Origin of the sequence: Pantoea sp. Ep11b (assembly GCF_040783975.1) — a bacterium.
In the GTDB taxonomy this organism is placed as follows: Bacteria; Pseudomonadota; Gammaproteobacteria; order Enterobacterales; family Enterobacteriaceae; genus Pantoea.
The window spans coordinates 2163281-2175669 of record NZ_CP160631.1; the positions used below are offsets into that span (position 1 = coordinate 2163281).

The 12389-nt window shown below is 59.4% G+C and carries 8 protein-coding genes; 3 read left to right on the forward strand and 5 right to left on the reverse strand.

The genetic code is table 11. From position 1 onward, the window contains the following. The first annotated feature begins 742 nt into the window (after window positions 1–742). Window positions 743–1018: a hypothetical protein gene (locus tag AB1748_RS10305; RefSeq protein ID WP_111139048.1), complete on the forward strand. Its 276-nt coding sequence runs from the start codon at window positions 743–745 to the stop codon at window positions 1016–1018. Between the two features lie 100 nt (window positions 1019–1118). Here the strand turns inward: AB1748_RS10305 and AB1748_RS10310 are convergent, their stop codons facing one another. From AB1748_RS10310 to treZ, 4 genes are all read right to left on the reverse strand, one after another. Continuing rightward, on the reverse strand, window positions 1119–1883 hold the full coding sequence (locus AB1748_RS10310; RefSeq protein WP_111139047.1) for an SDR family NAD(P)-dependent oxidoreductase: 765 nt from the start codon (window positions 1881–1883) through the stop codon (window positions 1119–1121). Window positions 1884–2010: 127 nt separating this feature from the next. Next, entirely contained in the window at window positions 2011–4086 is a 2076-nt protein-coding gene (glgX, locus tag AB1748_RS10315; protein ID WP_293769878.1) for a glycogen debranching protein GlgX, read from the reverse strand. A gap of 57 nt (window positions 4087–4143) precedes the next feature. After that, window positions 4144–6669: a malto-oligosyltrehalose synthase gene (gene treY / locus AB1748_RS10320; protein ID WP_367395450.1), complete on the reverse strand. Its 2526-nt coding sequence runs from the start codon at window positions 6667–6669 to the stop codon at window positions 4144–4146. After that, complete coding sequence (treZ, locus tag AB1748_RS10325) at window positions 6666–8450, reverse strand: malto-oligosyltrehalose trehalohydrolase (protein ID WP_367395451.1); 1785 nt, start codon at window positions 8448–8450, stop codon at window positions 6666–6668. The genes treY and treZ overlap by 4 nt, the downstream gene beginning before the upstream one ends. A gap of 427 nt (window positions 8451–8877) precedes the next feature. On the opposite strand from treZ, the gene AB1748_RS10330 reads away from it, so the two are divergent. After that, on the forward strand, window positions 8878–9171 hold the full coding sequence (locus tag AB1748_RS10330) for a hypothetical protein (RefSeq protein WP_111139043.1): 294 nt from the start codon (window positions 8878–8880) through the stop codon (window positions 9169–9171). A gap of 53 nt (window positions 9172–9224) precedes the next feature. Here the strand turns inward: AB1748_RS10330 and AB1748_RS10335 are convergent, their stop codons facing one another. Then, window positions 9225–10481 (reverse strand): mechanosensitive ion channel family protein, encoded by a 1257-nt coding sequence (locus AB1748_RS10335; RefSeq protein WP_111139042.1) that lies wholly within the window; start codon window positions 10479–10481, stop codon window positions 9225–9227. A gap of 201 nt (window positions 10482–10682) precedes the next feature. On the opposite strand from AB1748_RS10335, the gene AB1748_RS10340 reads away from it, so the two are divergent. Then, window positions 10683–12341: a methyl-accepting chemotaxis protein gene (locus tag AB1748_RS10340; protein ID WP_293769883.1), complete on the forward strand. Its 1659-nt coding sequence runs from the start codon at window positions 10683–10685 to the stop codon at window positions 12339–12341. The last annotated feature ends 48 nt before the right edge of the window (window positions 12342–12389 follow it).

The window sequence follows — 12389 nt, forward strand, 5'->3', positions numbered from 1 at the left end:
GTGCACAAGGGCAGCCTCTGTGATGCCAGCCCGCCGTTCTGCGCGGCATATTCGGCTCGGGGCTTCGTGAGCGTTGAAGTAAGGGTAAGCGTTCGCGTTGAGACGTTCGCTGCACGCCAGAGTGGAACGCTACGGATGGCGTGCAGGCCGTGGGGACAGGCGAGCCGCCCGGCGGCCTGCAGGCTGTCTCCTCCTTTTTCATTGCCGGAAAGCGAACCGAACGGTTTGCTTTTCAAGCCAGCCGCGTCGAATTGCGCCCGCCTGATTTAATAAGCCGCTGACGTAACCCGCTTTCGTGCTGCGCTGAGCAGGGCCAGGCAGACCAGTTTTGCGATTTTCAGCTTCAGTTTATCAATCCTCATAAATACCCCTGCGGATGCGCTTTTTCCCGCCATGCTCGCTAATGAAATGTGAGCGTGATCGCAGAAGTGCATCGTCGATTATTTTTTTATCGTATTGTTTTTGATGGGAAAAATAAATTTCGGTCTGTTAATTGATCGATTAGCGGGGTAAATGAAATCGGGGTGGTGAAGTGAATCGCAGAAATGCAGGGCGTTGATTGTCTGAAGCGATAACGGGGGCGGAAAAGGGCATATTCTCAAAGTCGGTTTCGGGTATCTAATAAAGTGGTTTTAAGGATAATTCTCAGTTAGTTTAATAATGCTTCAGATTACAAAAAAAACTCTTACCAATTTTGGTCTGTTTTTTACGACACATACAGCAACTATCAGGATGAACTGCCATGCTCAAAGCCAGCTATTATTATCTGTGCCCGCGTCCCATGGGTGGATGGATTTTACACAAAGAAGGTTGCGTTAATCTGTCTAAGAACGACAGGCGTGTTTTTATTGGTTCGCTTTATACCCGGCAGCAGGCGCTGACGGTGGCGAAAATACACCACGCGAATGCCATATTATGTAATGCCTGCCTGAGCACTTTTATTTGTCCGACCAGCAGCAGCACGACAATTAAACCGGCGCGCGCGGCAACGCCTACCCGTCATACTCCCCGTCATTAGTTGGTCGGAATAATCTGTCGGCGGCAAGGCGGGAACAGAAGAAATAAGCAGGCGGGTGGTTCAGAATAAAAAAGGCAGCGTACAAACGCTGCCTGAAAAACTATGCCTGTTTAGGCTGGCCATTTGAGGCGGTCAGGCCGCCATCGACCGGAAGATTGACGCCGGTGATATAACTGGCTTCCTCGCTGGCAATAAACAGAATGGCACGGGCGATATCGTCCGCTTCACCCGCACGCCGCAGCGGGATGCGATCGTAGAAACGCTCCAGCAGCGCCTGATCGTTTTTGGCCTCTTCGGTCAGATCGGTGAAGGTAAAGCCGGGGCAGATCGCGTTGACGCGCACACCATCCGCGCCGTAGTCCATTGCCAGTGCGCGGGTGAAGTTGGTAATCGCCCCTTTCGCCGCATTGTAGATGCTCATGCCCCAGTCGCCGCCCAGGCCTGACACGGAGGAGATGTTAACCACGTTGCCTTTGCTCTTCAGCAGGGCAGGCATGAAGTAGTGCACGCCGTAGAACACGCCATCCAGGTCGGTTTTCATCAGGGTTTTCCACGCGTCGAGTCCGACTTCATGCACGCGGCCCTGCACGATCACCCCGGCGTTGTTGACCAGCACATCAACACGGCCATACTTCTCCAGCACCTTTTCTGACAGCTGTTTAACCTGCTCCGCGTCTGAGACATCGCAGGCCGCCACCAGATGATCGCCCGCCGTCATTCCCGCCAGCGTCTCTTCCAGTTTCTGCGCGGTGCGGCCCACCAGCACCACGGAGGCTCCCTCTTCAGCGAAACGCTTCGCGCTGGCCTCACCAATGCCGGATCCGGCACCTGTCACAACCACAACTTTCTGCGTAAATCTGGACATTATGCCTCCTTATCAGCATCAATTTTCACGATTAACAACCGGTTAAGCCTGGCAACGATCGCCAGAAATTCAAGCGCAGCGCAGAACAGGCTGCGCCTGATGCGCGGTTTTTAACCCGATTCAGCCTTTACGGGCGTCTGAACAGGGCAAAACTGCGGCCTTCCAGTTCGAAATCCTTCTCTTTAGTGATCACCAGACCCCGTTTCGCCACGTCGCTGGTGGTCAGCTCCAGCACCCAGCCGCCTTCGCCAAACTGCGGGATGCGGAAGGGCACATTGCCTTCAAACGGATTGAGCAGCATCAGGACGTCATGCCAGATACCCTCTTCAGTCTGCAGGTCCGGCCGCCCGATATAGACGCCCAGCGTGGAGCCCTCATCCCACTGCTCGCTCTGCTGGAACCCGCCCCCGGCGTTGAACCATTTGATCTCCATGCCGTCGCGCCAGTTTTCACGCCGCAGTAGCGGCTGCTCCGCACGTAACCGCAGGATCTGGCGGGTAAACTCGCGCAGCGCCTCGGCGGACTCCGGCAGGTTCTCCCAGTGCACCCAGGAGATCTCGCTGTCCTGGCAGTAGCCGTTGTTGTTACCCATCTGGCTGCGGCCAAACTCATCGCCTGCCAGCAGCATCGGCGTGCCGTGAGAGAAGATCAGCGTGGCAAGGAAGTTGCGCTTCTGACGTTCGCGCACCGCGTTGATGGCTTCGTCGTCGGTCGGGCCTTCGGCACCGTAGTTATACGAGCGGTTGTCGTTGTGCCCGTCGTTGTTATCTTCACCATTCTCCGCGTTGTGCTTGTCGTTGTAGGAGACCAGGTCGTTGAGGGTGAAGCCGTCGTGCGCGGTGATGAAGTTGACGCTGGCCCAGGGGCGACGGCCGTGCTGGTCGTACAGATCGCCGGAGCCGAGCAGGCGGGCCGCAAAGTCTGTTGAGACGTTGTTGCCTTTCCAGTAGTCACGCACGGTATCGCGATACTGATCGTTCCACTCTGCCCAGCCGGGCGGGAAGCTGCCCACCTGATAACCGCCCGGTCCGATATCCCAGGGTTCGCCAATCAGCTTCTTCTGCGACAGAATCGGGTCCTGCATCACGGCATCGAAAAAGCCGCCGCGCGGGTCAAAACCATCCGGCTCGCGGCCAAGAATAGTGCCGAGGTCGAAACGGAAACCGTCGATATGCATCGACTCAGACCAGTAGCGCAGCGAATCGAGCACCATCTGCAGCACGCGCGGATGCGACGTGTTAACGGTGTTGCCGGTGCCGGTGTCGTTGATGTAGTAACGGTGCTGATCGGGCATCGTACGGTAATAGGAGAAGTTATCGATGCCCTTAAACGACAGCGTCGGGCCAAGCTCATTTCCCTCGGCGGTGTGGTTGTAGACCACGTCGAGGATCACCTCGATCCCGGCGTCGTGGAAGGCGCGCACCATGTCGCGGAAGCCCTGAATGCCGCGCGGTCCGAAATAGCGGGTGGCAGGCGCAAAGAAGCCCAGCGTGTTGTAGCCCCAGAAGTTCTTCAGCCCCTTATCCAGCAGGTGCTGATCGTCCGGGAACCAGTGCACCGGCAGCAGTTCGACCGAGGTGATCCCTAAGCTTTTGATGTAATCGACGCTCGCTCTGTGGCCCATGCCGTCAAAGGTGCCGCGCAGTTCGGGTGGCAGCGCAGGATTGAGCTGGGTAAAGCCCTTGACGTGGGTTTCATAAATCACCGTTTTCGGCCAGGGCACGCCTGGACGGTTATTGTCCTGCCAGTCGAACGCATTCGGGTCGATAACCCGGCACTTAGGTGTAAACGGCGCGCTGTCGCGGCTGTCGAACGTCAGATCTTTATCGTCATGGTAGAGATCGTAGGCGAAGTGCGCCTCGTTCCACGCAATGTCGCCCGCCAGTTCGCGGGCATAAGGGTCGAGCAGGAGTTTGTTAGGGTTAAAGCGATGACCATTTTCCGGATCGTAAGGGCCGTAAACCCGGTAGCCATAAAGCGCACCGGGCTTCAGACCCGGCACATAGCCGTGCCAGACTTCATGGGTATATTCCGGCAACGTCAGACGGGCAATTTCCGTCGTGCCGCTGGGATCGTACAGACAGAGTTCAACCCGCTCGGCGTGGGCGCTGAACAGGGCGAAGTTCACGCCCTGACCGTCAAAGTTGGCCCCCAGCAAATGGCTGTAACCCGCCGTAATTTCAAAACGCTGACTGTTTGACATTGATGCCTCGTTATTCAGTGAACAGAGTGACGCGTAATAAAGGAACAGAGGCCGGATTTACTCCGCCACCAGCACGGCGCACCACTGCGACGCCAGCGCCGAAAGCGGTAACTGCTCCGCGACGGCGAGGGTTTTGCCGGTCAGCCGGTCCCGATAGGTACGCTGGCTCAGGGCGGCAGGCAGGGCGATATGCGTCCCGGCCCAGCGTCCGGCCGGCGGCTGATCGAGATTGTCCGGCAGCAGGTCAAAGACCCGGCGCGAGACGATGACGATCACCGCCTGTTGCTGGCTGGTGCGGGCAAAGGCGAGCACCTTATCCTGCTGCGCGCCCTCTGCGGAGAGCGGCAGATAGTCGCCACGGCGGAACAGCTCCGGCTGCTCCTGACGCAGCGTCAGCAGTCTGACGATCGCCTGCTGATTCACCTGACCGCGCAGCCAGTGTGCTTCGCTGTCATCGTGCTGAGGTGACGCCAGCATCGCCGCCAGCGCCTCGAAATCGGGTTCGCGACGGTTGTCGGGATCGACCAGACTGAAGTCCAGCGCCTCGCTGCCCTGATAGATATCGGGCACGCCCGGCGCGGTGAGTTTCACCACCGTCTGCGTCAGGCTGTTGACCAGTCCGGCCCGCATAAAGGGCTGCAGCGATGCACAGAAGTCCTCCAGGAAGGCGCGGTTGGCCGGCGCGAGCAGGTGGCGTGCATACTCCAGCACCGCTTCTTCGTAGGCGTCGTTGTTGTCAGCCCAGTCGGTGCGCAGTTTGGCTTCACGCAGCGCTTTCTCCACATAGACGACAAAGCGTGCTTCCAGTGCCGCCAGACCGTCCGCATCCTGCGGCTGCAGGTCAGTCGGCCAGACTCCGGCCAGCGCCTCATACAGCATCCACTGCACGGCGGGTTCGGGCGCCGGGCCATCTTTCAGGCGCACGACCTTGTCCTCGTTCATCGCGCGCCAGCGGCTCACACAGTCGGCCCAGCGCTGTGGGGCTTCGGTCAGGGTATAGAGTCGCGCACGGGCATCCTCACCACGCTTGGTGTCATGGGTTGAGGTGCCGGACAGCGCGTCGGGCTGATGGTCGCGTCGCTTCTGCATTTCGGCATGAAACTGATCCAGCGAGAAGTGACGCGCCAGCGGCTCAGCGCCGACCTCATTCAGCGCCAGCGCCATGTGCTGACGGAAGAAGAGGGTATCTTCCACCGACTTCGCCATCAGCGGTCCGGTCAGCTGCTGGAAGCGGGTACGAAACTCACTGGCATCATCGCGGGTTGAAGGGGCGGTTTCCGCCCGCAGAATCGCGGTGAGGAAGTCGAGCGCCTGGCTGTCGGGCGCATGCGCGCTGGCTTTGACCTGACTGACCACCTGCTCCAGCAGCGCAGTGTCGGCAGGCGTCAGCCCCTCCGGCGTGCCGTAGGTGCGGTAGACCGGGAACGCCACCAGCAGTTCGCGCAGGGCGTTTTTCAGGGGCGCTTCCGGCTGGGGCGTACCGCTGGCTTCGGCAATCTTCAGGGCCAGCTGCAGCAGGCGGTTAAACTCCCCGGCAAAATTGCGGTTCGCCATCAGCAGCTTAGCCGCGCGCAGCTCCGCTTTCATATCCACGGTTTTACCGATCACTGCCTGATACGCCTTGCGCAGTCCGCTCAGTCGTTCACTGTCGACCAGCAGGTTGGCGAGGGCGGCCATAAACTCATAGCCGGTGGTGCCGGACACCGGCCACGCATCAGGCAGCTGCTCATCGTCGCCCAGGATCTTCTCTACGGTGAGATAGCAGTCAGGGCCTGCCGCCTGGCGTAACTGCTCCAGATAACCGTGCGGATCGGCCAGACCATCCACATGGTCCACACGCAATCCCTGCACCGCGCCGCTGTGAACCAGTTCGAGGATCAGCTGGTGGGCGGCATCAAAGACGGCGGGATCTTCCACGCGCACGCCGACCAGGCCGGTCACTTCAAAGAAGCGGCGGTAGGAGAGGTCGCTGGGGGCATCACGCCATGACATCAGCCGCCACGGCTGATGGTCATGCAGTTCCGCGATGCCGGCGGCGTCCAGGGCCAGCACCGCCTCCTCACGATCCTGCCAGGTGTGCGGTGCCAGCGGATAGAAATTGTCGAAGTAGGCCAGCGCCGGTTTTCCCGTCTGCGGATCGCGCTGCACGCGGATGTCACCCTTTTCCAGCTCCGCCTCAAAGGTGTCGCCGAGGAACGGCAGCGTCAGGCGGCGTGACCAGTCGATATCGAAATAGTGCGCGTAACGGCTCTGTTCGCCATGCTCGATCACATCGCGCCACCAGGGGTTCTCCAGCGAAGCGGCCATATGGTTAGGCACAATATCCAGGATCAGCCCCAGCCCGGCGGCCTTCAGGGCGGCGGCCATGCGATCAAAACCTTCACGGCCGCCGATCGACGGCTCGATCTGATTAACGTCGGTCACGTCATAGCCGTGAGTTGACTCTGCGGTCGCACTGAAGATCGGCGAGGCATAGAGATGGCTGATCCCCAGCATTTTCAGGTAGGGTACCAGCGCCGCCGCGCGGTCAAACGTCATGCCGTTACGAAACTGAATGCGGTAGGTTGCGGTTGGGATATTCATTCTGCTTCTCTCTTAGCCAGACGCACTACGATAGCGTTGGGGGTCAGTTCGGTATCGGCCTGTGGCCAGGCAAACAGGGTTTCGCCCGGCAGATCCGGGATCGGCTGCGCGTGGCTGCCGACGTTCAGCGCCAGGGACAGCGTGCCCTGCGGGAAGTCCCAGCGCACCGCCAGGAAGCCCTCTGCCGTGCTCACCACCTGACCGGCATCGCCGCCCGCGTCGCGCAGCAGCGGCACGATGTGTTGCTGACGCAGAGCCAGCAGCTGACGCGTCAGCGTCAGCCACTGCTGACCTTCCGGCGTGTCGGTATGCGCCCAGTTCAGTTTTGAGTGCTCAAAGGTGGTGACATCGTTGGGATCCGGCACGCTCTCGCCGTAACCCGCATGGCCCTCAAACTCCCTGGCGCGACCTTCCCGCACCGCTTTCGCCAGATCGCCGTGGAAATCGGTAAAGAAGAGGAATGGCCGGGTTTCGCCATACTCTTCACCCATAAACAGCAGTGGAATATGGGGCGACACCAGCAGCGTCGCCAGCAGGACCTGGGTGCGCTCTGCACCGGCCAGCGTGATCAGACGATCGCCCTGCGCGCGGTTCCCGGTCTGGTCATGGTTCTGAATGAAGTCGACGAAGGCCACCGGCGGCTGGCTGCTGCTCTTCACGCCGCGCGGTTCGCCCGACTGCTGCGACACTTCGCCCTGATAGACAAAGCCTTCGGCCAGCGCGCGCGCCACCCGCTGTTCGGGCCTGTCGGCGAAATCCTGGTAGTAGGCGTGATCTTCCCCGGTAGCCAGTACGTGCACAGCATTATGGAAGTCATCGTTCCATTCGCCCGTGAACAGCGGCGCATGGCCGTTTTCATCGCGCGGATGCAGGAAGGTCACGTTGCGGCAATCTTCGGTGGTGAGATGGACAGGACGGTCGGTAATGTCGGCACGGATGCGCTCGGCAATTTCCACCAGCACATGCTTTTCGCTGGGATCGTCGATCTGATCAATCGCATCGAAACGCAGGCCATCGAGGTGGTACTCCTGAAGCCAGTAGAGCGGGGCTTCCACGATGTAGCGGCGCACCGCATCGACGTCGTAGGCGATCCCGGCACCCCAGGGCGTCTGGCGCTCCTTGTGGAAGAAGTCGGGCGAGAGCAGCGGCAGATAGTTGCCCTCCGGCCCGAAGTGGTTCAGAACAATATCCAGCACCACCGACAGCCCATAACCATGCGCGGCATCGATAAAGGCTTTGAAATCGTCGGGCGTGCCATAGGCGGCATGTGGCGCATAGAGCAGTACGCCATCGTAGCCCCAGCCGCGGTTACCGCCAAACTGCGACACCGGCAGCACTTCGATCATGGTGATGCCGGTGTCGGCCAGCATCGGCAGTTTATCGATGGCCGCCCGGAACGTTCCCTCGGCGGTAAAGGTGCCGATGTGCAGTTCATACACCACCGACTCCTCCCACGGCCGTCCCTGCCACTGACTGTTCTGCCAGCGATAGGCTGCCGGGTCGATCACCAGCGACGGGCCGTTGACGCTGTCTTTCTGCGCACGGGCGGCGGGATCGGGCACGGCGGTGCCATCTGCCAGCACAAAATCATATTCGGTATTGGCGGCGACTCCGGCGACCCGGGTTTCAAACCAGCCATCACCCTCTGGTGTCATCTCAATATCCTGACCTGAAAGCCGCAGCGTGACGCGCGGCTGACCGGTTGCCCAGAGGCGGAAACGCACCTCGTCGCTGGCAACCCGTTCTGCGCCCCAGCTTTTAAAAAAAGATTTGGATTCCATTCAGTTGCCTCATTTAGCCTGGAAATGCGCGATGGCAGCCATCGCACGAAAAGGGTGTTGATGACACAAGCGTTAAAAAACCGTAAAGCTATCAGCGAGACCAGAATGCCAGATGGGCTGGCGCGTCTCTTCAGCCAGGAAGCTGGACTGGTATTCAGCGTGATACCGCAGGAAGCCAGCGATGAGACCGTTTTCACAGGGTATACAGACAGTAATCATAGACTAAGATGTTGCAGTCGCAGGGCGGCGGGGCGTGGCGCGGCATGAATTTGTGTTAATTGCAGTGAAATGACCGCCACCGGCCGCAGAGGCGCATCGGCAGGCGCAGAAAATCCTGCCGGATGGGGCGGATTCGCTCTACGCTTAAACCTGATGGCGCCAGTCACATCGCAGGATCGGCGCCGCTGAACATTGAAAAGGAAATGACGTGAGGAAATGCGTTCTGTTCGCTGCGCTGCTGCTGCTCTCCGCCTGTTCTAACCGGGTCGGACACCGGCTGGACAGCGGTAATCTGCAGCATATTCATGCCGGTCAGACCAGCCGGGCGCAGCTGATCGCGCTGTTTGGTCAGCCAGACAGTGAAACGCCTTACACCGACGGGCAGCGGCTGCTGAAGTGGACCTACAGCGAGGCGCGCACCCTGAATACCACCGAGGGGCAGACGCTGACCGTCCAGATGAAAAATGACAGGGTACTGAATTATGCGCTGAGCAAAAGTTAACCGGCCCGGCTGTGGCGCTGCCCGGTGGCGTCTGATGCCACCGGCATCACCGGCTAGCATCCGCCGTTTTGCTGCGACTCCCGGCTGTCGGCGCGCGGCTGCGCCAGTCGGGCAAAATCGGAGCCTGCCGGATGCTGATAGATCTGCAGCGAAAAGAAACGGGTCATCGCCGTGATGTACTCAAAAATCGCAGCCTGGGTATTCTCATAGTCGGCCCAGTAAATTGACGAGGTAAAGCAGTAGACCTCCACCGGCAACCCCTCCGGCGACGGCTTCAGCGGCCGTACCACGATATACATCTCTTTCTGAATATCATCACGCTGCGCCAGCCAGGCGGTCAGGAATTTACGGAACACCATCAGGTTAGTGATGTTGTTTTCGATAAACCAGCGGTCGCCGACGGCGCTGATATCGCGTCCATCCAGCAGCTCCGTTATCGCTTCACCGGCCAGACGGATCTGACTCATCGCCTGCAGCATCTCCTGATTCACAAAGGTAATCGACTTCTGATCGAGCCAGAAGCTGCGCATGATGCGGCGTGCGCCTGAAGAGAACATCGCCTGCCAGTTGGTGTAGGTCTCGGTCAGGAAATTTTTGGTCGGAATGCGCGACAGGGTGTTGTCCCAGTTGCGGATAGTGATGGTGTGCAACGCAATATCGATCACCTCGCCGCTGATGTTTCTGTCCGGCATCTCGATCCAGTCGCCCAGCTGCAGCACGTCGTTGGAGGAGAGCTGAATATTGGCCACCAGCGACAGCAGCGTATGCTGAAAGATCAGCATCAGCACGGCGGCCACCGCACCCAGCGAGGAGATAATAATCGCCGGTGACTTGTTGGACATGATCGCCAGAATCATGATCGCGGCAATGATGTGCACCAGGATTTTACCAATCTGGATATAGCCTTTGATCGAGTGATTTTTGCGTTTGGACTTGCGCGAATAGGAGTTGTTAACGATCTCCAGCACTTCATTAAAGAAGATCGAGAGATAGATAAAGAACAGGATGCCGCAGATGGTCTGAATGGCCACTTTCAGATTTTCAGGCAGGCCCGGCATAAACTGCAGAAAATTGTAGACCACAATCACCGGCACAAAGTTTGACAGTTTCTGAGAGAGGCGGATGTCTTTATCCAGCGGCACGCCCTTTTTATGACTGCTGAAAAAGACCTTCCTGATCACTTTGACGATGAAGAATTTGCAGATCAGGTGCGTGATCATGCCCGCCATCACCAGCAGCAGCAGGCTGAAGCTGATCGACAGCACCCGGTTTCCCTCGATAAAACTCGTCAGACTCTGAATGTAATGCATGATAACCACGTACGAAAAAGAGGAGGGGCGAATTCAACCACAGCGGGGGGGCGGTTGTTAAGCGCCGAATGCGCTCAGGTTCTGCCGCCGCGCTTTTTTCTGTCGCTGGCGATGCGTGCGGCATCGTCTGCACGCCGATGCTCAGATAAATGGCGCACTGGCCGATAACGATCTTATCTCCTCTGACATGAGCCTCCCGACATGCTAAAAAATCTTAAAATTACACACGGCATTCTGGCCGTACTGGCCATTTTTATTACGTTACTCACCCTGACCGGTTTTCTGTTTTATAACGGCGTCGCGAAGGCCGATAAAAACTTTGTGGCGGCCGAACAGCTGACGCTGCAGCAGCAGCATCTGAGCGATGCGGTTAAAACCCTGATCAAAACCCGCGTCACCATCAACCGCGTGGCGATCCGTTTCCTGAAAAATCAGCAGGACCCTAAATCGCTGGCGGCGATGGCGGCGCTGCTGGAGCAGGCACAACAGTCAGCGGAAAGGGCCAATGCGGATTTCAGCGCGTGGCAGGCGATGCCGCGCAGAGCCGGGCAGGGTGAGGCGCAGTCGGCGCAGGTTGAAACCGCCTATAGGCAGATGCGTGACACCATGCTGGCCTCTGTTACCTTCCTGAAGCAGGGCAACTATCCGGCCTACGGCAACCTGGAGGCGCAGGCGGCACAGGATCAGCTCGACAGCGCCTATGAAGCCTGGCGGGCGGTGAACATCCAGCTGATGAAAGATACCTCTCTGCATAACCAGCGCAGCCTGACGGATGCGCTCTGGGCGCTGCTGACTATCGGCCTCATCACCGCGGTGATCGGCGTGGCGGTCTGGATCGGACTGCAGAAACTGCTGATTGGCCCGCTGGCCAGGCTGACCGGCCATATGCGCGCCATCTCTGCGGGCGATCTCACTGCGACGATCCAGCCGGAAGGCCGTAACGAAATGGGGCTGCTGACGCAGGAGCTGCAGCAGATGCGTGACGCGCTGGTGGTGACCATCACTTCAGTCGATGAGGCGACCCGCTCTATCTTTACCGGCGCGGCGGAAATTTCAGCCGGCAGCACCGATCTCTCCTCCCGTACCGAGCAGCAGGCGGCCGCGCTGGAACAGACCGCCGCAAGCATGGAGCAGCTCACGTCTACGGTGAAACTCAACGCGGACAATGCGCAGCAGGCCACCACGGTATCCAAAGAGGCGTCAGCCACGGCGCAGCAGGGGGGCGAAACCGTTGCCCGGGTTATCGCAAACATGGATCAGATTAGCGAAAGTTCCAGCCAGATCGCCGGGATTACCGCCATTATCGACAGCATTGCCTTCCAGACCAATATTCTGGCGCTGAACGCCGCCGTGGAAGCCGCGCGCGCCGGTGAGCAGGGCCGGGGATTTGCGGTAGTGGCGGGGGAAGTCCGCTCGCTGGCCGGACGCAGCGCCAGTGCGGCGCAGGAGATCCGTGGGCTGATCGAGCGCTCCGCCGAGCGCATCAAAACCGGCGCCGGTCATGCTTCTCAGGCGGGCGTGGCGATGGAGAGCATCGTGAAGTCGGTCAGCCGGGTAACGCAGCTGATCGAAGAGATCGCGGCGTCCTCCACAGAGCAGACCCGCGGCATTGAGCAGGTCTGCATTGCGGTCTCGGAAATGGATGGGGTAACGCAGCAGAATGCCGCGCTGGTGGAAGAGTCCGCCACGGCCGCCGCCTCGCTGGAGGATCAGGCCAGCACGCTGCGCAAAACGGTCTCAGTCTTTAAAACCAGCAGCCTGCGGGCAGCGTTCTCCGCCGCGCCGGTGGCGAAGGCGCTGGTCGTGCCAGCCCGTCAGCCTGTCGCCGTGACGGACAATGATAACTGGCAGAGCTTCTGACAACGGCGGAGATCCCGCGATGGCATAAAAAAACCGCCCCGGAGGGCG

Bases quoted from the DNA above. Each gene is read 5' to 3' on its own strand.
- AB1748_RS10310 (WP_111139047.1), bottom strand. From the start codon at position 1,883: ATGTCCAGATTTACGCAGAAAGTTGTGGTTGTGACAGGTGCCGGATCC.
- AB1748_RS10335 (WP_111139042.1), bottom strand. From the start codon at position 10,481: ATGCATTACATTCAGAGTCTGACGAGTTTTATCGAGGGAAACCGGGTG.
- glgX (WP_293769878.1), bottom strand. From the start codon at position 4,086: ATGTCAAACAGTCAGCGTTTTGAAATTACGGCGGGTTACAGCCATTTG.
- treY (WP_367395450.1), bottom strand. From the start codon at position 6,669: ATGAATATCCCAACCGCAACCTACCGCATTCAGTTTCGTAACGGCATG.
- AB1748_RS10340 (WP_293769883.1), top strand. From the start codon at position 10,683: ATGCTAAAAAATCTTAAAATTACACACGGCATTCTGGCCGTACTGGCC.
- AB1748_RS10305 (WP_111139048.1), top strand. From the start codon at position 743: ATGCTCAAAGCCAGCTATTATTATCTGTGCCCGCGTCCCATGGGTGGA.
- treZ (WP_367395451.1), bottom strand. From the start codon at position 8,450: ATGGAATCCAAATCTTTTTTTAAAAGCTGGGGCGCAGAACGGGTTGCC.